Source organism: Roseburia sp. AF20-18LB (genome assembly GCF_003461185.1).
Classification (GTDB): domain Bacteria; phylum Bacillota; class Clostridia; order Lachnospirales; family Lachnospiraceae; genus Roseburia_C; species Roseburia_C amylophila.
Window position 1 is genome coordinate 56,229 of the sequence record NZ_QTWP01000007.1, and the last position, 23,302, is coordinate 79,530.

The 23,302-nt window shown below is 42.2% G+C and carries 23 protein-coding genes; 10 read left to right on the forward strand and 13 right to left on the reverse strand.

Annotation, left to right across the window (positions count from 1 at the left end; genetic code table 11):
* Window positions 1–6 precede the first annotated feature (6 nt).
* The 5 genes from DWX65_RS11905 to DWX65_RS15020 all read right to left on the reverse strand — a co-directional run bounded on the left by DWX65_RS11905 (window position 7) and on the right by DWX65_RS15020 (window position 4,992).
* Entirely contained in the window at window positions 7–1,608 is a 1,602-nt protein-coding gene (locus DWX65_RS11905) for a GGDEF domain-containing protein (RefSeq protein ID WP_118173500.1), read from the reverse strand.
* A gap of 79 nt (window positions 1,609–1,687) precedes the next feature.
* Entirely contained in the window at window positions 1,688–2,518 is an 831-nt protein-coding gene (locus DWX65_RS11910) for a M23 family metallopeptidase (RefSeq protein ID WP_118173501.1), read from the reverse strand.
* A 72-nt stretch (window positions 2,519–2,590) separates the two neighbouring features.
* Window positions 2,591–3,481 carry a SpoIID/LytB domain-containing protein gene (locus DWX65_RS11915; RefSeq protein ID WP_118173502.1) on the reverse strand — a complete coding sequence of 297 codons (891 nt, stop codon included), beginning with the start codon at window positions 3,479–3,481 and terminating at the stop codon, window positions 2,591–2,593.
* A gap of 61 nt (window positions 3,482–3,542) precedes the next feature.
* Window positions 3,543–4,415: a 16S rRNA (adenine(1518)-N(6)/adenine(1519)-N(6))-dimethyltransferase RsmA gene (gene rsmA, locus DWX65_RS11920; RefSeq protein ID WP_117842120.1), complete on the reverse strand. Its 873-nt coding sequence runs from the start codon at window positions 4,413–4,415 to the stop codon at window positions 3,543–3,545.
* Window positions 4,416–4,821: 406 nt separating this feature from the next.
* Window positions 4,822–4,992, reverse strand: a complete 171-nt coding sequence (locus tag DWX65_RS15020; RefSeq protein ID WP_158564738.1) for a hypothetical protein — start codon at window positions 4,990–4,992, stop codon at window positions 4,822–4,824.
* On the opposite strand from DWX65_RS15020, the gene DWX65_RS11925 reads away from it, so the two are divergent.
* From DWX65_RS11925 to DWX65_RS11945, 5 genes are all read left to right on the forward strand, one after another.
* A complete protein-coding gene (locus DWX65_RS11925; RefSeq protein ID WP_117947499.1) occupies window positions 4,991–6,304 on the forward strand; it encodes a putative DNA modification/repair radical SAM protein in 1,314 nt (437 codons plus the stop codon). The genes DWX65_RS15020 and DWX65_RS11925 overlap by 2 nt on opposite strands.
* 47 nt (window positions 6,305–6,351) lie before the next feature.
* The gene (locus DWX65_RS11930; protein ID WP_117947498.1) at window positions 6,352–7,143 is read left to right on the forward strand and encodes a TIGR03915 family putative DNA repair protein; all 792 of its coding nucleotides are present in this window, start codon (window positions 6,352–6,354) and stop codon (window positions 7,141–7,143) included.
* A gap of 92 nt (window positions 7,144–7,235) precedes the next feature.
* Window positions 7,236–7,931: an aminotransferase class III-fold pyridoxal phosphate-dependent enzyme gene (locus DWX65_RS11935; protein WP_158564742.1), complete on the forward strand. Its 696-nt coding sequence runs from the start codon at window positions 7,236–7,238 to the stop codon at window positions 7,929–7,931.
* The gene (locus DWX65_RS15775) at window positions 7,873–8,094 is read left to right on the forward strand and encodes a winged helix-turn-helix domain-containing protein (RefSeq protein WP_197420847.1); all 222 of its coding nucleotides are present in this window, start codon (window positions 7,873–7,875) and stop codon (window positions 8,092–8,094) included. The genes DWX65_RS11935 and DWX65_RS15775 overlap by 59 nt, the downstream gene beginning before the upstream one ends.
* Window positions 8,081–8,263, forward strand: coding sequence for a hypothetical protein (locus DWX65_RS11945; RefSeq protein ID WP_118173503.1), 183 nt, complete (start codon window positions 8,081–8,083; stop codon window positions 8,261–8,263). The genes DWX65_RS15775 and DWX65_RS11945 overlap by 14 nt, the downstream gene beginning before the upstream one ends.
* Window positions 8,264–8,286: 23 nt before the next feature.
* Here the strand turns inward: DWX65_RS11945 and DWX65_RS11950 are convergent, their stop codons facing one another.
* From DWX65_RS11950 to DWX65_RS11965, 4 genes are all read right to left on the reverse strand, one after another.
* Window positions 8,287–9,126, reverse strand: a complete 840-nt coding sequence (locus DWX65_RS11950; protein ID WP_117947495.1) for an Rpn family recombination-promoting nuclease/putative transposase — start codon at window positions 9,124–9,126, stop codon at window positions 8,287–8,289.
* Window positions 9,127–9,408: 282 nt separating this feature from the next.
* Window positions 9,409–10,185 (reverse strand): TatD family hydrolase, encoded by a 777-nt coding sequence (locus DWX65_RS11955; RefSeq protein ID WP_117947494.1) that lies wholly within the window; start codon window positions 10,183–10,185, stop codon window positions 9,409–9,411.
* An 18-nt stretch (window positions 10,186–10,203) separates the two neighbouring features.
* Window positions 10,204–10,821: a response regulator transcription factor gene (locus DWX65_RS11960; protein WP_117947493.1), complete on the reverse strand. Its 618-nt coding sequence runs from the start codon at window positions 10,819–10,821 to the stop codon at window positions 10,204–10,206.
* The gene (locus DWX65_RS11965; RefSeq protein ID WP_117947492.1) at window positions 10,818–11,939 is read right to left on the reverse strand and encodes a sensor histidine kinase; all 1,122 of its coding nucleotides are present in this window, start codon (window positions 11,937–11,939) and stop codon (window positions 10,818–10,820) included. Before DWX65_RS11965 ends, DWX65_RS11960 begins: the two co-directional genes overlap by 4 nt.
* A 170-nt stretch (window positions 11,940–12,109) precedes the next feature.
* Between DWX65_RS11965 and DWX65_RS11970 the strand changes: the two genes are divergently transcribed.
* The 5 genes from DWX65_RS11970 to DWX65_RS11990 all read left to right on the forward strand — a co-directional run bounded on the left by DWX65_RS11970 (window position 12,110) and on the right by DWX65_RS11990 (window position 17,307).
* Window positions 12,110–13,021 carry an ABC transporter ATP-binding protein gene (locus tag DWX65_RS11970; RefSeq protein ID WP_117947491.1) on the forward strand — a complete coding sequence of 304 codons (912 nt, stop codon included), beginning with the start codon at window positions 12,110–12,112 and terminating at the stop codon, window positions 13,019–13,021.
* Between the two features lie 3 nt (window positions 13,022–13,024).
* Window positions 13,025–13,915: an ABC transporter permease gene (locus DWX65_RS11975; protein WP_117947490.1), complete on the forward strand. Its 891-nt coding sequence runs from the start codon at window positions 13,025–13,027 to the stop codon at window positions 13,913–13,915.
* Between the two features lie 106 nt (window positions 13,916–14,021).
* Window positions 14,022–14,963: an ABC transporter ATP-binding protein gene (locus DWX65_RS11980; protein ID WP_117947489.1), complete on the forward strand. Its 942-nt coding sequence runs from the start codon at window positions 14,022–14,024 to the stop codon at window positions 14,961–14,963.
* 12 nt (window positions 14,964–14,975) lie between these two features.
* Complete coding sequence (locus DWX65_RS11985; RefSeq protein WP_117947488.1) at window positions 14,976–16,145, forward strand: ABC transporter permease; 1,170 nt, start codon at window positions 14,976–14,978, stop codon at window positions 16,143–16,145.
* Window positions 16,132–17,307 (forward strand): ABC transporter permease, encoded by a 1,176-nt coding sequence (locus tag DWX65_RS11990; protein ID WP_117947487.1) that lies wholly within the window; start codon window positions 16,132–16,134, stop codon window positions 17,305–17,307. The genes DWX65_RS11985 and DWX65_RS11990 overlap by 14 nt, the downstream gene beginning before the upstream one ends.
* A 75-nt stretch (window positions 17,308–17,382) precedes the next feature.
* Here DWX65_RS11990 and metG read toward each other — a convergent pair whose 3' ends face one another.
* The 4 genes from metG to DWX65_RS12010 form a co-directional block, all read right to left on the reverse strand.
* The gene (gene metG / locus DWX65_RS11995) at window positions 17,383–19,392 is read right to left on the reverse strand and encodes a methionine--tRNA ligase (RefSeq protein WP_117842250.1); all 2,010 of its coding nucleotides are present in this window, start codon (window positions 19,390–19,392) and stop codon (window positions 17,383–17,385) included.
* A 645-nt stretch (window positions 19,393–20,037) separates the two neighbouring features.
* Window positions 20,038–20,220, reverse strand: a complete 183-nt coding sequence (locus DWX65_RS12000; protein ID WP_227701260.1) for a hypothetical protein — start codon at window positions 20,218–20,220, stop codon at window positions 20,038–20,040.
* A 105-nt stretch (window positions 20,221–20,325) separates the two neighbouring features.
* A complete protein-coding gene (locus DWX65_RS12005) occupies window positions 20,326–22,029 on the reverse strand; it encodes a methyl-accepting chemotaxis protein (protein WP_117947486.1) in 1,704 nt (567 codons plus the stop codon).
* Window positions 22,030–22,039: 10 nt separating this feature from the next.
* The gene (locus DWX65_RS12010) at window positions 22,040–23,242 is read right to left on the reverse strand and encodes a BMP family ABC transporter substrate-binding protein (protein ID WP_117947485.1); all 1,203 of its coding nucleotides are present in this window, start codon (window positions 23,240–23,242) and stop codon (window positions 22,040–22,042) included.
* Between the last annotated feature and the right edge of the window lie 60 nt (window positions 23,243–23,302).

A 23,302-nucleotide genomic window follows, 5' to 3' on the forward strand; every position in this document is an offset into this window, starting at 1 on the left:
TTCCATTTACCGACAGCTTCCAATACAGATTCCTCCCCGGTTTTCTTCTTTGACCTGATAAAGTAAATCATCGGCTTTCTGCAAAAAGTTCTTCATCGTTCTGTCCTCATCCGGTATATCATAACAGACCCCCTGGGAAATGGATACATAATGCTGTGCCTCTGAAAAAGCGTGCTCCATATCAAGGTCACGGATACTACGTTTTAATTTTTCTGTAAGAATGACTACGGCTTCCCTGGAATATCCCTCATAAATTAAAATGAATTCATCCCCTCCATACCGAGCACAGAAAATACCATCCTTTTCCGCTAACTTTTGAATTTCCTTTGCCACACGGCAGATACATAAATCACCCTTCTGATGTCCATAGTTATCATTATATTGTTTAAAATAATCGATATCCAGTATTTCCACTGCCACAGGGATTTTCTCTGCCATGGCATGTTCGAATACCTTCTGCGCATGCTGTTCTAACCGATATCGGTTCGGGATTCCGGTCAGTGCATCGGTCTGGGACTGTTCTAAGAGAATCCTGTTTTCTTTTTCCATCTTCTTTCTGCTGTGGTTCGTCTCTTCCAATGTATAACGCATATCTAAGATGCAGGTCATAATATATTTATTCTCTTTTTCCAGGATCTCGGACAATTCAAAAAACAAGCCGCATGCCTGCAGATATTCACGATTCTTTTCCTGCCGCTTATAATAACGTATTTTTAAAGTCAGAATCCGCTTCTGCATATAAATAATCTTAGCTTCCCTTGCCATCTTCTCTAAAAGTTCTACTAATTTCCAGAATTCCTCTTCCTTTCTGGTATCTAACAGCATCTCACTATAAGCATAAAGATCATCAAAAATATCTAGAATCGGCACTCTGGTATCTGATACCTTCTGCACAATTGCTATATTCCGGTCACATTCTTCTTTCTTTCCCATGGCATTACAGAGTCTTGCTTCAAAGCAGGCAAAGGCAATCTGCTCTAACTCCTCCAGATGTCCACTGCACACCTCTTTTGCCCGCAGTGCATATTCCTGTGCCTGCATATACTCTTCCTGATAAAAGCAGCTGTTTCCCAGTCCTATATAGATATTCAGAAGATAACTGTAATATTCCGGTATTTCCTTATTCTTCTGTAATAAATCATATGCCTGCCCTAAATATTTTTCTGCCTGCCGGTATTCCCCAAAATTATTGTAAAGCATACCGATATTAATATTGATAATAATACCAATATCGTATAATTTATATTTTTCACAATACATTCTGGCGTTCAGATAATAATCCATAGCAAAAGGAGCATTTCCACGATTCATGGACGTAATGGCAAGAATATTATAGGCTCTTGCCAATAAACCATGCTGTCTGGAATGCTCCAGGTATGGCAGGGAACAGGAAAGATTGCGAAATAGTTTATCCACATCATTCAGAAGATAATATGTCTCGCCACTGTAATAATAGGCATAGCCTAACAGTTTCTCATCATCCTGCTCTCTGGCATAATCTCTTATATTTTTACATAGCATCAATGTTTTCTCGGCATCTGTTCCCCGATTCTTCCGGACACCCTCTAACCATTCCAATACTTCGCTGCTGTAAGCATTAAAATCCATCTTTTTGCGCACCCTTTTTCGTATTTTTTAATGTCTTTTATTATATAGGTATGCGGCTCTTTTTTCAAGTATGGCTCTTTTACTCAAAGAAGCTTACCGGGTCTACCGGTTCGCCATCTTTCTGCAGGGCAAAATAAAGATTACTTCCCTCCACGGAATAATATTTCGTCGGTTCTGCAATATAACCCACCAGTTTTCCTTTGCCGACAATGTCGCCCACCTCATACGGCACTTCCTTAAGCTGCCCGTAAATGGCACTGTAACCATCTCCTAAATCCATAGTCACGGTACATCCTGTAACCGCACTGTTGGAAATATCAGTTATCTTTCCTTCTGCGGCTGCGGATACCCTGTCATTTACTTCTCCGGCAATAATCACTGCCGGATTATATTTGTACTGATCCAGTGTTGCAAAATACACGGTCTGATCCATGCTGTAATTTAAGACTACATTGCCCTGTAATGGCCAGTTTAATCCATCTTCTTCCGCAAAATGCAGTGTTTTTGTGGGGGCTGCTGCCGTCTTTGTCTCTGGCTCATTTTCTGCCTCAGCCGCTGCATTTGCCGCATTTTCTTCTTCCTTCTGCCCGCTGTCGGACTGTGCCTGTCCATCCGAATCTTTTGAAGCAACTGCGTTATCAGAAGGTTTTATGATACTGTCTGCTTCTGCCAGTTTCTCCGATGCTTCTTCCTCTGTCTTTGGAAGCGTTGCCACAAAATCATCCGAAGCTCCATCTTCTTTCTTATTGCCTTTGTCTTTTCCTGCATCCTTATCTGCAACATTTTCCTGCTGCTTTTCCTCTTCCTTCTGGGAATAATTATATACTGCTGTCATTGCTCCTGCTGCCAGTACCATGACAGCCAGGGCAATCATCCATGATCTTCTTCCTTTCATTTTCTCACCATCCATATCTTATTTTTTATAAGTATGGACAGTTTTTTCGTATTTTATTCTTCTTTATAGTTTATTCTTCTTTATATTTCATTCTTTTTTTGTAATTTCAATTCCGGAATAATAATAGCTTAAAATCTCCTGATAAGTTTTTCCCTCTTTTGCCATCTCATTTGCTCCATATATGCTAAGTCCATAACCGTGTCCTAACCCTTTGGTCACAATACGTACCCTGCCATCGATTTCCCTGATATAAAAACAGGCGGAATTCAGGGAAAATGCCTTGCGGAATTCCTCCCCGCTGACACTACTGTTCCCAACCTGTATGGTTTTTACATATCCGCTTTCTTCCCGTTCTGTCACCACCAGCGTATTCACCCAGTCCTCCGCTGTAAGTCCTGCTTCCGGAAATTCCTGATTGCAGGTATCCACCAGTTCTCCTGCATCATAGAATTCCACCTTAAGAAAATCCTCTGATGTAATGTCCCATATGGATTCGGCACTTTTGAGATAAGGAAGCTCTGTCCCTCTCGTTTTCTCTGCACTGACTGCAAAATAGGGAGCCTCAATTTCCTGTCCCTGATATGTTAAGACTTCCCCCTCGGTATCTATCAGGCAATTTTCTAATTTCTGATAATATCGATTATAATTTTCATTTCCAAACAATTTGGTCTGCTCTGCAACACTCAGTCCCGTCTCCGATGCTTTTCCCTGCGACAGGGCATATTCATAATTGGTCCGCACAATAACTGCCTGCGCACGAATCGCTTCTTCTTCATAGGTAACCGGGATATCCCGTGCCAGAATAGACACAAGAGCAGCCATCTTCTCTTCTTCATCGGGATGACTGCTCTTATGTTGTATTTCATTGCTGTCTGTATCCAATAATATCTCATCTCCCTGGAACACCAGGGTCATAAGTATCGGTAATCCTGCAATAATCAGGCACAGACACAGTATCATTTTTATTTTTTCTTTCATATCCTGTCCACTCCTGTTCTACATATATATGTAACAGAAATGGATGTATACCAGTAAAATATTACTGTTTCATACGCTGTCCTATCTCATTGGAAAGTTCCGCAAACTGCTCTAAGGACAGTGCCTCTCCACGAATGTTCTCCGGAACTCCAAGGCTTACGATACTTTCCTGTATTACCTCTTTCGGCAAATGTATCTCCGGGGAATTATTCAGTCCGTTTGCCAGTGTCTTTCTGCGCTGGTTAAAGGATGCCCGGATAATACGGAACATCAGTTTCTCATCTTCCACTTCTACCGGCGGCTTCTCATGCCGGGTCAGACGGATGACCGCACTGCCTACATTCGGCCTTGGCATAAAACAATTTGGTGGTACGTTTGCCACGATTTCCGGTCTGGCATAATACTGTACTGCAAGGGAAAGTGCTCCATATTCCTTGCTTCCCGGTCCCTCCTGCATACGTTCTGCCACTTCCTTCTGCACCATAATCGTAATGCTGTCGATTGGCACATGGCTCTCAAACAGTCCCATAATAATCGGTGTGGTAATATAATAAGGCAGATTCGCCACTACCTTGATTGGCTTTCCCTGGTTCTTCTCTTCTGCCAGCTTACAGATATCAAGCTTTAAAATATCTTCATTAATTACTGTTACATTGGAATAATTCTTCAGTGTGTCCGACAAAATCGGAATCAGATTCTTATCTATCTCCACCGCAACCACTTCTCTTGCCCTCTCGCAAAGATACTGTGTCATAGTTCCGATTCCCGGACCAATCTCCAATACAAAATCATCCTCCGTCACTCCGGATGCATCGATAATCTTATCCAGCACATGAGTATCTATCAAAAAATTCTGTCCGAATTTCTTCTGAAAATTAAACCGGTACTTCTGCAGTACCTCTATTGTATTCTGTGGATTTCCTAATTCCGCCATGCCTGCTCCTTTATTTAACCGCTCTTTCTATCTTTTTTCGAATAAACGTTCGGTTTTTGTTGCCAACTGCATATTTCTGTGTTACAATCATTTTAGAACAAATGTTCTGATTTGTCCAGTCCTTTTTATGATAACAGAGGAAAATAGTTCTACGCAACTATTATTGGGGATTTTCATAAAACTTACAATGGAAGATGGATGGCTGGAAGCCTGTCTTGTCTTTTTCTTATGGAAAAGCGGCACTGTTCATCGAAGGACAGATGCCTGATAAGGGCTGCTAGGGGCACTTGGAATTTCATCTGAAAGCAGGCAACGCTGGTACAAGGATGTACCAGCGAGGCACATATGAACAGGGATGTGAATTTGTGCCGGTTGCCGGATAAAACTACATACTACAAAGAAATTCCTAGTGCCCTTTGCAGGCATTATGCGGCATCTGACGTTTGATGAACAAGGCTGCTCTTATCTGATAAATCATTAAAACAGGACAGGCTTCCACCACTACTTCCTTTGCAAGTGCTTCTATATATTTGATAGAAAAAGAAAAGGTGATTGCTTTGAATATAACAGAAAACATGTCTTTATTGGAAAAACTGACCATCCTTTCGGATGCCGCCAAATATGATGTTGCCTGTACCTCCAGCGGTGTAGACCGCAAGGGAAACGGCCATGGCTTGGGTAATTCCATTTCTCCCGGAATCTGCCATACCTTCTCTGCCGATGGACGCTGTATTTCCCTGCTTAAGATTCTTTTTACCAATGAATGCATTTTCCGCTGTGCCTACTGCCAGAATAACTGCAACAATGATGTGCCGAGGGCTTCCTTTACACCGGACGAAGTCTGTACCCTTACCATGGAATTTTACCGCAGAAATTATATTGAAGGTCTTTTCTTAAGCTCCGGTATTCTCATCAGCCCGAATTATACTATGGAACTGATTTATCAGACACTTTACCAGCTCCGTGTCCGCCATCATTTTAACGGATATATTCATGTAAAAGCTATTCCCGGTGCCGACCCGGTTCTCATTGAAAAAGTAGGCTTTCTTGCTGACCGTATGAGCATTAATCTGGAGCTTCCGACCGCAGACGGACTGAAGGCTCTTGCACCAAATAAGTCCCGCAAAACCATCTTAAAGCCCATGCGTCTGATTCAAAATGGCATTATGGAAAATCAGAATGAGCTGATGGTTTACCATAAGACCCCGAAATTTGTACCGGCAGGCCAAAGCACCCAGATGATTATCGGTGCCACCCCGGAAAACGATTATCAGATTATGAAGGTAGCAGAAGGCTTATACCAGAATTTCCAGTTGAAACGAGTCTTCTACTCAGCCTTTGTCAATGTAAATCATAATTCCAATCTGCCAACCCTTCCCGGTGGTCCACCCCTTCTGCGGGAGCACCGCCTGTATCAGGCAGACTGGCTGCTTCGCTTCTATGGTTTTTCTGCCGGAGAGCTATTAAGCGAAGACCGTCCGGATTTTAATATCTTCTTAGACCCGAAATGCGATTGGGCACTCCGCCACTTAGAAGCCTTTCCGGTAGAGATTAACCGGGCAGATTACAACACCTTACTACGTGTTCCGGGCATTGGTGTGAAATCTGCCAACCGTATTGTAAAAGCCCGCCGTCACAGCCGCCTTGATTTTTCCGATTTAAAGAAAATCGGAGTTGTCTTAAAACGGGCTGCCTACTTTATTACCTGCTCCGGTCGTATGATGTATTCCATTCCACAAAATGAAGATTATATCTGCAGCTGTCTGATGCAGGATATAACTCAGATTCCGAAGGAAATACGGGATTTCAGTTATAAGCAGATTTCCTTCTTCGATGAAGATGCTTTAAGTGATTTTAAACTGACCACCAACGATTTATGCGTCGGATAAACTGCTATAACCATGATTTTTCAGTAAACAGGAAAGGACTTTTTCTTATGCATATATTTCTCTGTGAAGATTCCATCGATGGCATCTTTACCGGCATCTATGATGCCTGGGCCAGCAGATATGGGCACAAAAATATAAAGCTTTGTATCAATGATACGATAACTTACGAACTCTTTTCTGAATATATTACGGTAGCACCGGATTCCGAAAAGAGCGAAAAGGTCGGACGCACCATTATTGCCCGTCTTGGCATGGAGGTCTATCAGGATATTCTTCAGGCGGTTCTTGCCCATGATGATAAGAAAAAAAATGAGCACCCGGACAAAGCCGACTGCATTTACCGTACACTCTTATATGGATTTTCTTTAGCGGATGGTCATCGGATTTTACAGGCTCTTGGCAATCCTTATATTGCAAGAGTCTTTGAACTAAGTCGTTCCACCGGAAATGAAGCCCACCATCTGCTTGGTTTTTTACGTTTTCAGGAACTGGAAAACGGAGTCCTGTTTTCTACCATCCACCCTAAGAATCAGGTGATTTCCGTTCTGGCAGAACATTTTACTGACCGCCTTCCACAGGAACATTTTATGATTTATGACGCAACACACCAGATTGCCGCCATTCACAAAGCCGGCAGTGGATACTTCTTTACGGATGCATCCAATTTAAATCCGGACGTTATCACACGGCTTTCCCCTGCCGAGAAGGAATACCAGAAGCTCTGGTGCGGTTTCTTTGACAGCATTGCCATTGAAGCAAGAAAGAATCCGAAGCTGCAAAGTCAGAATATTCCAAAACGATTCTGGAAAGACACGGTGGAACTGGCATCCGGTAAATAAATGTTTCTATTGTTTTCTGTCAGACTTTACCTGGCAGTCTCTACCCGGCAGACATTACCCGGCAGCAGAGTACATGCAGATGAAACCATAAACTGGATAATGTCTACTTTGCGTCATATCCTGGAAAAGATTTGTGTCCTGCCGGTATGACAGAAGAAGAACGTACCGATTATGCACTGTTTGAGCTGAATAAATTATTGAAATATGTTGTCTATCCGGAAGATGTTGCCTGCATTTATATGGAACCGGTTATGGGTGAAGGCGGCTATGTCGTTCCTTCCAGGAAATTCGTACAGAGTGTCCGTGAAATTTGTGATAAACATGGTATTCTCCTGATTTTCGACGAAATCCAGTGTGGCTACGGACGTACCGGCAAAATGTGGGCAAGCCAGAACTTCGACGTTGTACCTGATATTATGACAGTTGGTAAAGCCATTGCAGGCGGTCCTCCAATGAGTGCCGTGATTTCCACCCCGGAAATTATGGATAAATGGCCGGTTGGTACCCATGGAACCACTTTTGGCGGAAATCCTTGCATCTCCGATGTCCGTGGTATCGGTCTTATGGTTGCCATTGAATTTTCCCATAAGGATGGCACCCCGGCACCAGACATCTGGGCAAAAGTAAAGAAAGGCTGCTTAGAACGCCATATGCTTACCTTAAACTGTGGCGTAAATGGAAATGGTATGCGGTTTGCCACTCCATTAAATGTCAAAAAAGAAGAAATCGATGAGGGACTGTCTGCCTTCCGAGCGTGTTCTTGCAACACAATATGGAGTCAGCCGTAATGTCATCCGGGAAGCCATCAAGATTCTTACCGAGAAAAAACTGGTTACGAATGTAATCGGCAAAGGCAATTATGTTACGCTTCCAAATGAAACGGATCTTGTAGATATGGTTGAATCTGCCCTGAACACTTCCGCTTCGTGTCTTCTATATGACACTGAATAACCTGATCAGTAAATCGATTTATTATGGTGAAGGGAATACCTCTTATGGAAGAATTGCTGCACAGCAGGAGCATGAACAAATTTTATTATCCCTTAAGAACCGGGATATGGATGCTTATAAAATGGCTATCCACTTACACTTAGAATTAATCAGGCAGCTACTCCAGTAGGAGTGCTGCCCCTTTTTATTTACTTATTGCTGATATTTTTCCAATATAAGTTTCGCCTGCTCTTCATCTATCTGCAGTTCTTCCTGCAATAATGACAGAATTTCCGTATCTTCTTTTCCTAGTTTACGGCTGAGTTTTATAATGCCTTCTTCCAGTCCAGCTTTTCTTCCTTCTTCTTCGCCCTGTCTTCGAATCCTCTCTTCTCTCTCAAAACTCTTCATATATGCAAGACCTACCTCTCCATCCCGCTTGACTGCTGTTACCATCCGGTGTAACTTTTTCAGACTCTCGGTGGAAGCATTCTCTATGGATGAATGCTCCATGTAATGTAGTAGCTGTTTTAATTCCTCCGGCGGGTTTCCTTCCCTTCCTCTTGTATACAGGAATATGGTCTGTGCGCCATCCTCATACTCTAATTCCGGCACTTCGATACAACCATTCTTGATTGTATACACCATACGATTCAGTCCAAAGGGGTCATAAGTTGTAATAAAAATTACGATGACATTCCGAAGACTCCCATATGTATCACCTGCATTCAGATTGCTTGCATCAATCTTCGCATGGTAAAACCGGACTCTCCGTGGTAATGATATGATTTCTTCTTTTCCACCATTCTGGTCTGGTTCTATATCAAAGATTTCTCCGTTCTCCTCATCCAGATATACATCCAGCCGAATGCCGTGGGTTTCCAAATTTTCTCCGCAGAAGAAACGCTGCGGCACTACCGTAAGCTTTCCTATCTGCCGGTGTAGAATACACTCCAAAATATACCTCGCCGACTGTTCCCCATAAATTTTGTGACTGGTCAGGCTATTTACCAGAAAGTCATCCACCAGATTCAGCTCTTCTAAGGTTTTCATATTTCCTCCTTTTCCCATAATGCAAGGAAAAGCAGGATTACATATCCTGTTCCGATTCTGAAATTCCGCTTATTCAATGCACTATGCGTTCGTAAATTGTAATTAGAATTTAAAAGCATAGAATTCATTGAATTGATACTAGAAATTTAGATTGGCTTTTTCCACTCGAAAATCAGAATATATGCTTTGTGTTGATTGTAACAAATGCATATTTATAATACAAGTAAAATATTTATTGACAGTAAAATATTTATAAAATCCGATTCCCTTCTGACAGGAAGGCTACTTCACTTTTCCAAATAATTTTCTGGCATTTTCCCAGGTAACTGTTTCCACTTCTTCCGGTGTTGTTCCGGTCAGTTCGGCAATGGTTTTTACTACATAAATAAGATTCCTTGAATCGTTCCGGGTGCCACGATGCGGTTCCGGTGCCATATAGGGACAGTCAGTTTCCAATACAATGTGAGGCAGTCCGATTTCTGCCACGGTCTCCTTTAACTTCTTTGCATTTTTGAAGGTAACTACACCGCCGACACCAATATAATATCCCATTTTCACATATTCTTTCGCCATTTCCTTGGAATAAGAATAACAATGAATGACACCCGGAATGTCATCCTTATGGGCCTGCTGCATAATTTTCATGGTATCCTCTGCGGCATCTCTGGAATGAATGATAACCGGAAGACTCATTTCTTTTGCCAGTGCAAGCTGGCGGCAGAATATTTCCCGCTGTGCCTGCTGCACTGTTGGCTCCTTATCCCAATAATAATCAAGCCCGATTTCTCCGATGGCAACGGTTTTCTCCCAGGAAGCCTTTCCCTTTATCCATGCTAAATTTTCTTCCGTTGCATCTTCGATATTGCTTGGATGAATTCCGATTGCTGCATAAATATAATCGTATTTCTCTGCCAGTGCTACGCTATCCACGCAGCCGGCAAAGTCTGCGCCTACGTTAATTACCCGCTTTATGTTCTGCTCCGGAAGAGAAGAAACAAGCTGTTCTCTGTCCTCTTTGAATTTCTCATCATCATAATGTGCATGTGTCTCAAAAATCATAAAAATCCTCTTTCTATTTTACAAATGCTGGTAATAAAATACCGCCAGCTGCGTCCGGTCTCTTAGGGACAGCTTTTCTAATATGCTGCTGATATAGTTGCGGACAGTTCCTTCACTTAAGAATAATGCTTCCGCGATTTCCTTGTTGCTGCATCCAAGTGCCACCTGGTGAATGATTTCCTGCTCTTTTTCACTGATATCATAGCTGGCATAGTCAAAGCTTTCCTTATTCTGCATCAGAACCGGAAGCTTATTCACAATTTCCCCACCAAAAACGCTCTGTCCGCTCATGACTGCATTTAACGATGGAACAATTGCTGCAAAATCCTGCTTCAGGCAATAGCCTTTCGCACCGATTCGTAACGCCTCCACAATATATTCATCATCGGAAAATGTGGTCAGAAACAGCACCCTTGCCGTCTTGTCTTCTGCAAGAATCTGCTCTGCCGCATCCAGACCATTCATTGGCTTCATCTGGATATCCATTAATAAAATGTCCGGCTGAAGCTCTTCATATAATTTTACCGCTTCACTTCCATCGGTGCCTGTTCCAACTACCTCCACTCCCTTGGCGCAGAGAATGGTCTGCAGGGAAAATACCACATCTTCGTCATCATCTATTATCAGGACTCTCATACTGCCTCCTCTTTCTTTCGAATTGATATAAATATTTTAAAACCTTTTTCGCAGTTTACATGAATGCTTCCGCCCAGCGACTCCACACGTTCCCGCATATTCGAAAGTCCCATGCCTCCGGCTGCACTCTTAAGGTCATCCTTTTCTTCCCGCATCTGCTCCGTTGCCTTTTTCTGCTTTTCCTCATCCGTACCATTGTCCTCGATGGTCATCTGATACAGTGCCGGATGTTCCCTGAGAACAATCTCAATCCGGTCACCGTTGCTGTATTTGACAATATTTGACATTGCTTCTTTTACGGCTGCGATAAAACAATATTTAACTTTTCGTGGAACATTCTGTGACATATCGTATTCTAAATCCAGATGATAATGCTGCTTCATTTCCCGGGTTGCCTCTAATAATGCCTGCTTTAAATCCACGGAATCATCATGCAGATCATGCACACTTTCCCGGATATTATTCATGGCAAGATTTAAGGTATCATTTACCTTTAAAAGCTGACCATGCAGCGGCTCTTCCTCATATACGGTGCTCAGTGCTCCCATCTGAAGGATTGCCCGGGAGAGCATATGCCCCACATTATCATGGATTTCCCTTGCAATCCGGTTCCGCTCCTTTAGCGTTGCCATATAGATTTCCGTATCCTGTTCCTCTAAAAGCTTGCGGTTCTTCTCCCGCATCACAAGGCTTAACTCTGTGCTGGTATCCCGGAGTCGTATCAGATTCCGCTTCAACTCCGTTGCCTGCCTGGTGCAATGAGCCAACAGCACCGCCACTAATGATAAGAACAGCCAGATGGCTGTCATCCACGGCTGGTACACCGGCAGTGCATAAAAGAATAAAACTGCAAATCCCATGCCCCACCACAGACTGAACCAGAAGCTGTCAAAAAATACCAGCGGCAGCAAAAAAGTAAAGCCCGGCTCGATTAGACACAGTACTGCCATTGCTATCAGCAATGCACCAATGACTTTCCGGTTTTCAATATAAAGAGTCAACGCTGCCACAATCAGACCAATGATGAAGATTACAACTCTGCGGTAGTCTCCCTCTAAATGGAAAATAAGGCAGCTGCACATGGCAAAAAGAAGTAACTTATCCAGTATTCTTAACATTTTTCTTCCCCTTCCTTAGGGTTCTACTTCATTTACTGTATCATTTTTCCTAAGATATGACAAATGTCATTTTATTTCCTGACAGAATGCACTTACCAGTCCTCCGCTCACTCTACTATACTACATTTATAAAACCGCTATTATTTATCTCTATCTACAGGAGGCATAACATGGATGCAATACAGATTTCACACTTGAAAAAATATTATTCCGATATAAAAGCAGTAGATGATATTTCTTTTTCTGTTAAAAAAGGAGATTTATTTGGACTGCTCGGTGTAAATGGTGCCGGAAAATCCACTACAATTCATATTCTTTGTACCTTACTGAAAGCAACTGCAGGAACTGTCAAAATATGTGATTACGATGCTTTAAAAGAAGCCGATGCCATCCGCAATAAAATTGGAGTTGTTTTTCAGAATAATACTTTAGATGATTATCTGACAGTAAAAGAAAATCTTTTGATGAGAGGCTTTCTATATGAAAAAGATTTAAAGACGGTTCAAAAAAATCTCTATGAGATTGCCGAAATTCTTAACATTCAAAATTTATTATCACGACCTTTTCGTAAATTATCCGGTGGTCAGAAACGACGCTGCGAAATTGCCCGGGCACTCATGAATACTCCTGAAATATTATTTCTAGATGAGCCTTCTACCGGGCTTGACCCGCAGACCAGAAAACTTATGTGGGACTGTCTGGAAAGTCTCCGGTTAAAGCGCCATATGACAATTTTTCTCACCACACACTATATGGGAGAAGCCTCTATGGCACAACAACTTTGCATTATGGATGCCGGAAAAATCATTGCTTCCGGCTCTCCATCCCAGTTAAAAAATAAATATGCTTCCGATACTTTAAAAATCTATACTGACAAAATTACACCATTGAGCCGGGAATTGGCTGCTCTTTCACTGGCTTCTTATCGTCTCCCTAACGGAATTGCAATTCCCCTATCTACTACCAAAGATGCTTTGCATATCATGCCCCGGATAACCACTCCCTATGATGGCATTGAAATTATTCAAGGCAGTATGGATGATGCTTTTATTCAAATAACAGGAAAAAAACTGGAGGATTAACCTATGATACTAATTTCATTTATAAAACGTAATATCTTACTTTATTTCCGAGACCGAATCAGTGTATTCTTTTCTCTTCTTTCTACTCTTATTGTGTTAACCCTTATGATTGCATTTCTCGGACAGGGAAATATTGATTCCACAATTCAGGTTCTTGGAACCGGTCTGAAATACGAAGCTGTTCATGCATCTTCGCTCATCATTATCTGGACCATTGCCGGTATCCTGGTTGTCAATGCCGTAAGCATTTCCATGACTCTGGTGGGAACCATGGTAAGAGATGAGGAATCCGGTAAGATATCTGCATTTTTTGTTGCACCTGTAAAACGTGGATACTATGTTGCAGGTTATGTCATTGCTGCAATTATTGTCTCCTTTATCATGTGCCTGCTCACATTGATAATCGGAATCATCTATCTTGGTATTGCTAATGGCTCCTTTATAACTGCCCATGATACTTTAGAAATTCTCTTTGCACTTCTTGCAATTATTTTTTCCTCTGCTTCCTTTGTCTTTTTATGCGCTTCTTTTATTCATACCAATAGTGCATTCAATGGTCTGACCACGCTTTTGGGTACTCTGATTGGATTTTTTGCTGCAATTTATGTTCCATACGGCAATATGCCCCAGACTCTTAAATATATCATCCGCTTTCTTCCAGCCTTTCAGGGGGCTTCCGCCATTCGTGAAATCTGGATGAATCAGGAATTGCAATGGTTTCATTGCCCCTCCGAAATAAAGACCGGATATGCGGATTATATGGGACTTACCATTTCTTTTGGAAATGCCACTCTTTCCCCTCATATGAAAATACTATATATGTTTATCTCAGGTCTTATCTTCCTTGGTCTTGCAACGGCTATTCTTTCAAGGAAAAGACAACAGGAACGTTAAGATATGACAAATGTCATTTTATTTCCTGACAGAATGCACTTACCTTCTGTACCTCTTTTCCCTATACTTAGGTTATAAGCAATTACCCTAAAAAAGGAGGAAACCTATGAGTACCCCAGTTGTAAAAATAGAAAACCTGGTGAAACGCTACAAAGAGCTTGTAGCATTAGACCACTTTAACTTAGAGATTGAAGAAGGTGAGATTTTCGGTCTGCTCGGTCCAAACGGTTCCGGCAAGACTACGACCATCAACTGCCTTCTTTCCCTGCTTTCCTATGACAAAGGAAACATTGAAGTATTTGGGAAAAAGATGAACCCGGATAGTTATGACCTAAAGCGGCAAATCGGCGTTGTTATGCAGAACGTTGCCGTAGTGGATGAACTGACGGTATATGAAAACATTGATTATTTCTGTGGGCTTTATGTAAAAGATAAAGCACTCCGGAAACAGTATGTAGAGGAAGCCATTGCTTTTGTAGGCTTAGATGATTTCCGTAAATTCTTTCCGAAGAAATTATCCGGCGGACTTTTAAGGCGGTTAAATATTGCCTGCGGCATTGCCCATAAACCAAAGCTGATTATCATGGATGAGCCGACCGTTGCCGTTGACCCGCAGAGCCGGAATAAGATTCTTGAGGGAATCGGGGAGCTGAACCGGAACGGTGCCACCATCATTTACACCTCCCATTACATGGAAGAGGTGGAACAGATTTGTTCCCGGATTGCCATTATGGACAAAGGAAAAAATCTTGCCATCGGCACGAAGGATGAATTAAAGCAGATGATTAAGAAGAGCGAAAGCATTTCCATTGATATCTTAGACCTGCCGGATGCAGCAATCGATGAAATCCGTGCTTTAAAACATGTTTATGAAGTAACTTACGAAAATCACATGCTGACCGTTTTATGCAGCGGTGGAAGCCACAATCTCATTCATGTGCTGGATTATCTGCAGCAGCATGAGATTACCTTCGGAAAAGTGTATTCCGAGCTTCCGACCTTAAATGACGTATTCTTAGAGATTACCGGCAAAGAATTAAGAGACTAGGAGGAGAAAGATATGCTTCAAATCATGAAATATCATTTCCGGATTCTCCTTAGAAATAGGGAGCAGATGTTCTGGATACTGCTTTTTCCGATTCTGCTTGGCATTATGTTCAAGGTAGCATTTTCCAATATCAGCAGTTCCGAAATACAAAAGCCGGTTTCCATTGCTGTTGTAGAAGAAAATAATTCGGATGCATTAAAAAATATCAAGACCTTTTTAGAAAAAATGGAATTAAAAGATGGCGTTGCCCTCTTTGTTCCAACCTACTGCACAGAAGAAAAAGCCGTTTCCCTGTTAAAGGACCAGACAGTGGATGGCATTTTGTATACAGATGATTCTGCATCTGATACAGTCACACTTTCCCTTACGGTTTCTTCTTCCAGCTCTGATACCGTCCGCATGAATCAGAGTATTTTGCAGGCATTTGTAAAGCAGTACAATTCCTCGGTTTCTGCCATTGCGGATACTGCAAAAAATCACCCGGAGAACTTAGAAGCACTGCTTCAAAGTCTCTCTGAGCAGGTTACTTATACCAAAGAAGTTTCTTTAAACAAACATAATACCGATACTTATACACAGTACTTTTACAATCTGATGGCTATGGCATGCCTCTTTACCAGCCTTTCCGGACTGTATATTTCCCTCAATAACCAGGGAAATCTCTCCGCCATTGGTGCAAGACGCAATATCTCTCCGGTTCATAAAATGAAGGTCATTATAGCAGAGCTTTTTTCCAATGTGATATTCCAGTTTATCTGTAATCTGGTTTCCTTTGCATTTATTGTACTGGTGCTTAAGATTGATTTAACCTACCATCTCCCACTGGCAATCCTAACGGTATTTGTCGGCTGTCTGACCGGAACTACCATGGGCTTTTTCGTAGGTGCCATCGGAGCCTTTTCCGAGGGAACGAAACAGGGAATTCTTGTCTCCGGCAGTCTGCTGCTTTGCTTCTTAAGCGGGCTTATGGTTGGAAATATGTGGATCATTGTCGAGAATACCTGCCCGGTTATCAACCGGATTTCACCGGCTGCCCTGATTTCCCGTGCCTTCTATACACTGGGCATTCAGGATAACCTAAACCAGTATTACCAATGTATTCTGACATTGATTGGCATTTCCGCTCTCTTCTGTTTGGGTGGATTCTTACTGACAAGGAGGAAAAGATATGCAAGTATTTAAAACTTTTCTGAAAATTGCAAAGAAGAAATTTCCTTCGGTGCTTTTATACTATATTATTTTTACCGTTGTTGTAATTGCCATGAGTAAAATCGGAGCATCCGACCATGAAACTTCTTTTGCTGCCACAAAGGCAGACATTTATATTATTGACGAGGATAACAGCACTGCAAGCCACGCTTTAAGTGATTATCTTTCCTCCATGCACAATCCGGTCACTTTAAAGGATACGGATACTATGACCTTACAGGATGCCCTTTATTATCAAAAGGTTGACTATATTTTAACCATCCCGGAAGGTTTTGAAGAACAGCTTACTGATTCTGATGCCAGAGATTTCCTTCCGGTTTCCATGCGAAAGGACAACTCCAATGGCTATTTTGTAGACCAGCAGGTAACTGAGTATCTTTCCAGTGTCCGCTTATTTATGGCTGGTGGCTTCTCTCTTTCCGAAGCAGTAACAAAATCCAGTGAATCACTTTCCAAAGGAAACGATACTACGGTTCTTAAGCTTGAAGAAAAGGAAACGGATGGTGCACAGATTGGACTTACCTATTTCTTCCAGTATCTTCCTTATGTACTCATTAATATGCTGTTACTTGGTATGACTCCTATTCTGATGACCTTTAACCAGAAAGATTTAGGTGCAAGGATTTCCTGCTCCTCTCTTTCCTTAAAGTCCAGAAATGCGCAGATTACTTTAGGATGTATCGTATTCAGTCTCTTTGTATGGCTGCTCTTTATCCTGACTGCACTTTTTATCTACGGACCAGACACTCTGTTCTCGATAAACGGACTCCACTCTCTTTTAAACAGTGCCATGGTTCTGCTGTTTTCCATAGCACTTACGCTCCTTGTAAGTACTTTTGCACTCAAACAGCAGTCCCTCAGTATGATTGCAAATGTTGCCTCCCTGGGATTGAGTTTCCTCTCCGGAATCTTCGTTCCGCAATACCTTTTGGGAAAAGGTGTTCTTGCTGTGGCGCATTTTCTTCCAACCTACTGGTATATCCGCCTCAATTCCATGCTGGGCGGTATATCGGATGAAATACTTACCACTGCGAAATACTGGCGCTTTATCGGTATCCAGTTTGGCTTCTTCGTCGCAATATTCTGTATTTATCTGGTTTCCAGCAAATACCAGAAACGCAGCCGCAACGCATAATAGAACCCCCGGAAAAACCAATTTGCAATAGTTCTTCCGGGGGTTCTTTATATAGCTAATCTGAAAATCTTATAATTAGCAGATTTCTGCTCCTGCCGGCATATCCTTTTCCGGTGTCAGAAGTGCTAATTCTCCATTTTCATCCTCTGCGCAAAGTAACATTCCTTCAGATAATACACCTGCAAGTTTTGCCGGTTTTAAGTTTACTAATACCATAACTTTCTTGCCGACCATTTCTTCCGGTGTGTACTGTTTGCGGATACCGGATACAATCTGTTTTACCTGGCTTCCGATTCTTACCTGTGAACACAGTAATTTCTTGGATTTCTCTACTGCCTTACACTCGATGATTTCCCCAACCTGGAACTGCATTTTCATAAAATCATCATAGGTAATCTCTTCTTTTGGCTCGATGTCGATTACTTTTGCATTTTCATCACTTCCTGCACCTTCTACCGGTACATCTTTGCCTAATGCTTTCTGCTCTGCTTCGAATTCTGCTTTCTGGGCAGCGCGGATTGCTTCTACCTTCGGCATTACTTCCTTCGGGTCTAATCTTGCAAAAAGAATCTCTGGTTTCTCCGTTACTTTATTATCATTTGGATAAAGTCCAAACTGATTCAGCTCATCAAATCCACGCAGTCCTGTATTAAGCTGCGCTGCGATTTTCTCTGCAGTCTCCGGTAGGAAGCTTGCTAAAAGGCTTGCGCCGATAGCGATGGACTCGGTCAGATTATAAAGCACTTCGCTTAAGCGGTCTTTCTTTGCTTCATCCTTTGCCAGTACCCAAGGTGCTGTTTCATCGATATATTTGTTGCAGCGGCGGAATACGTTAAATACTTCTGTAATGGCATCTGCCACACGAAGTCCGGACATCTTATCTGCAATCTTATCTCTTGCGCCGGTTACAACTGCCTTCAAGTCATTATCTACTTCTTCTGTGACTCCGGTGCTCTTTACGACACCGTCAAAATATTTATTGCTCATGGAAATGGTACGGCTTACCAGGTTTCCAAGGATGTTGGCAAGGTCGGAATTGAAACGCTCTACAACCAGCTCCCAGGTAATGATTCCATCATTTTCAAATGGCATCTCATGCAATACGAAATAACGGGTTGCATCTACACCAAAGAGGTCTACCATATCATCAGCATAAATTACATTTCCCTTGGATTTGCTCATTTTCTCGCCACCCTGTAAGAGCCATGGATGTCCAAATACCTGCTTTGGCAGTGGCAGGTCTAATGCCATTAAGAAAATCGGCCAGTAAATGGTATGGAAACGGATGATATCTTTTCCTATTAAGTGTAAATCTGCCGGCCAGTTCTTCTTGAATAAATCGGAAGAATTGCCATCTGCATCATAGCCAATCTTTGTAATGTAGTTGGTCAGTGCATCCAGCCATACATATACTACATGCTTTGGATCAAAGTCTACCGGAATTCCCCAGGAAAATGAGGTTCTGGATACACATAAATCCTGAAGTCCCGGAAGTAAGAAGTTGTTCATCATCTCATTCTTACGGGATACCGGCTGGATAAACTCCGGATGCTCATTGATATATTCGATTAACCGGTCTGCATATTTGCTCATTTTAAAGAAGTATGCTTCTTCTTTTGCCGGCTGCACTTCACGGCCACAGTCTGGACATTTTCCATCTACTAACTGGGACTCCGTCCAGAAAGACTCACACGGAGTACAATAAAGTCCCTCATAGGAACCCTTATAAATATCACCTTTATCATAAAGTTTCTTAAAAATCTTCTTAACCTGTGTCTCATGGTCTTCATCGGTAGTACGCACGAAATTATCATAAGAAGTATTCATCAAATCCCAGATTCTCTTTACTTCTCCGGCAACTTCGTCTACGAACTGCTTCGGTGTAATTCCTTTTTCCTCTGCCTTTAATTCAATCTTCTGTCCATGTTCATCGGTACCGGTCTGGAAATATACATCATAGCCTTCCAGTCTCTTGTATCTTGCGATTGCGTCTGCCAGTACAATCTCATAAGTGTTTCCAATGTGCGGTTTACCTGATGTGTAGGCAATCGCGGTGGTCATGTAAAACTTTCCTTTGCTGCTCATCTTCATTCTCCTTTTTATACTTTTGGTGCTCCTCAAGCGTTCCTGCGAGCCGCTTCGCTACTCGCGACCTGAGAAACTTCGTTTCACAAGCATTCCTGCGAGCCGCTTTTCGCTACTCGCGACCTGAGAAACTTCGTTTCACAGGTTTTCGCGGTGCTCCTCAAATGCTCGTGCAAGCACGGCATTTTCATCGCTACTCGCGAAAAAAAATCCCGCCTTCTAATGAAAGAAGACGGGTGTTATCCGTGTTACCACTTCTATTTTACACATACCTTACAATATGTGCCTCATGAAGTATCCTGCAATACTTCCCGCTATAACAGGCGGTCCTGTCGAAGCCTTGTCTCTTAGGATTCAGCCCCGCCACTCCAAAGCCATCTTCCATCTATCACCCTTGATTCCATCTCAGCTAAACCCTGCGGTTCATTGGAACTCTCTGTACAATTCCGATAAATGTACTCTCTTCTTCCTTGCGTTTATCATCTAGGTGTAAAACTAACACAATTTATTTGAAAAGTCAACCTTTGCAACCGGACCATCCGATATCCTTAAGCTTCACAAATTGCCTTTATCATCTGGTAAATCTCATCTTTATTTTTCTGCAATACTAATTCAAGTTCAGAATACAGAAGATTTTCTGCCAGATTAAAATAACGTCCATCTACTGTAGTTGTTTTCTTTCCCTGCTCCTGGCGCGTCTTTTTCCTCTGATAGATTAGCTTTATAATACAATTTGTTGGAATCTGCTACAAAATCCGGATTTACAATGTCCTTTATTTTGCATACTCCATTTGTTGATTTTACAATATATGCTCCAATTGGATACATTTTCTCACCTCTGACACCGCATATTTTCGCTTTTTATGATAAACTTTTCAGTCTGCGATTTCAAAGGCACTTTTTCACAATTTTAGAATTGCTATGGTTGTATATTTATTCCACATGGAAATACTGTACGCTTCCTGCCAGCTGGTCAGCAATCTCACGAAGCTGCTCTGCGCTCATGTATACCTGCTTAAAGGTATCTACAACCTCTTCCGTATCTTCGTAAGTCTTTTTCGTTCCGGATACACTGTCCTGCGCTATATTAGAAAGAGTCTCAACTGCCTGCAGAACCTCATTTCTCACATTCGCAAGATGCTCTGTGGTCTCTTTAATCTGCTGGATACTCTGCATGGAATTGGCTATCTGTGCCACAACCTCTTCCACCACCTTCTGGGTATCCTGCATGCTCTCACTCTGGCTCATAATGATTTCCTGCATCTTCTGCATAATCTCTACAGCCTTCTGGGAATCCTCACTTAACATCATGGCAGTCTCTTCAATCTCACTGCTGGACTGGTTAGACTGCTCAGATAATTTCTTAATCTGTTCTGCAACTACGGCAAATCCTTTTCCGTTCTCTCCTGCTCTGGCTGCCTCTATGGATGCATTCAGACTAAGTAAATCTGTCTCTTCTGCAATCGATGCGATAAATGCGGTTGCTTTGTAAATCTGCTGGACAGAATCGTTGGTACGGTTGGTCTGTTCCTGTACTTCGCCAATAATCCGCTCTACTTCGCCATTGATGCGCTGGAGATTTGCCAGTGTCTCCGCTGCTTTTTCACTGGATTCATGCATAAATGCCGCATTGCTGTTTAATGCCTCCACCTCAGCAGAAGTCTCTGTTATATTATCTCCCATCAGCCGCATATGTTCTGAGGTACTCTTTGAATTCTCTGCCTGCTCCGTAGAATTTTCTACAATACGGTTTACGGCTGTGCGCACCTTATTCATGGTTCCATTGGTATTATCGGCCGCTGTTCCAAGCAGAGAAGATGCCTCTAACAACTTCTGCACATTCTGATTGATTTCAAGTGTTGTCCGCTGCATCGCATCACGCAGGGTAATCGTAACTCTGGAAAGGTCTCCGATTTCATCCTTACTCTTAAGCAGCTTATTATTCACCTGTACATTCAAATCGCCTGCTGCAATCTTCTCCACCGTTTTAATACTGGTTCTGATATTCCTGCTGATAGTGCTTGCCAGCTTCGTGCTGACAATCAGGCAGACCAGCATAATTGCCACCACCGCTGCCACAATCGATCCTAAAAGCCGCATTACAACAGCATCTTTATCCTGCTTATTGGTTCCTACGAATACCATTCCCACAATATCTGTATCGGAGCCATTCTGATATACCGGCATAAAATAACCATAATTTAAAGTTCCTTCTATAGATACTGCTTCACTAAAATATTCTTCTCCACCATTTAATACTTTTTCTACAATGACATCTCCTGCTTTGGATTTTAAGATACGATTTCCATTCTCATCCGTTGCTGAAGTCATGATTCGTTTATCTCCATAGAAAAAAGTTACATCCATTCCGGTATTATCTTTAATCCGGTCTACCAGATTCTCTGATTTGGAAATATTGTAACTTCCCTTCCAGATGTCCCCATTGCTGGTCTCAAGATAATCTCCGGTATTCTGGTCATATGCTGCCAACGTTGCGGCAGCGGTTCCCTTTAATGCATCCTTTGTCTCATCCATCATGGAATTCTTTACCATGGTTACGGTAAATAGTATGGTGATAATTCCTAATATCAATACCGGTCCAATTGTAATTGCCAGAATTTTTTTCTTTAGATTCATTTGCATCCCCCTACTCTACCACTTCAACCGTCTTAAAATACCAGTCTATTCCTCCGGTAATTGTCGCATCATCTAATGTTTTTCCTTCTTTTCCTACGGTTTCTCCGGTATTGGTCTCAATTACACCATCAAACACGCCATTTTCCCCGGAAAGGATTGCTGCCTTTGCCTCTTCAACTTTCTCCGTAGTTCCATCTGCGCAGAAATCAGCAAGCGACGTAAGTCCTACCAGGTTCTCATTCATTCCTCCATAATAATTGCTGCCATCCCAGGTTCCGTCGATAACACTCTGCACTGCTGATGTATAATAGGCACTCCAGTTCCAGATAACACTGCAAAGACAAGCCTCCGGTGCATTTTTACTCATATCAGAATTATAACCGATACTATAAACACCTTTTTCCTGTGCCAATGTCTGCGGATATTCTGTATCACAATGCTGTGCAATTACATCACAGCCCATGTTAAGAAGCGTCTCTGCTGCCGCCTTCTCTCCGTCCGGATCAAACCAGCTGTTTGTAACTTTTACATAGACCTTTGCATTCTGATTGACAGAATAAATTCCCATTGCAAATGCATCAATTCCGCCGGTTACCTCTGAATTAGTTGAATCCATCGCTGCCACATAACCGATTTTATCGGACTTTGTATTCATGCCCGCCACGATTCCGCTCAAGTAACGTGCCTGATAAATTCTTCCAAAATAATTATTGAAATTCTTTCCATTGCTCATATATCCGGTTCCATGGGAAAAATAAATATCCGGATATTCTTCTGCCATCTCTGCGGTGGTCTCCATATAACCCCAGCTTGTGGTGAAAATAATATTACAGCCTTCGTCAATGCATTCCTGTATTGCTGCTCTGGTTGCATCTGCATCAGTATCCGAAATATTAATTTTACGCACAATCTGGTCATCGGAAAGATTTAAGTTCTGCTGCATTCCCTGAATACCAAGATCATGGGTATATGTATAACCACTTCCCTCTGCCGGATCGGATAGATGAATGACACCTACCTTAATCTCATCCTTCGGTATCCCCCCGGTATCACCCGATGTGTTATCCGCCACTGCTTCCGTGCCTTCTTCTACGCTGTCACTGCCTTCATTGGTAGCATAATCGTCTAACTGCGTGCTTTTCCCGCACCCGGAAAAAACCAAGCTGGCTACCAGTAATAAAGCACCGGTCAGCTTTATCATTCGTTTCTCCATAAATTACTGCACCTCCCTATACCTTTCTCTTCCCTATTGGTATACCATTTATTATATCTT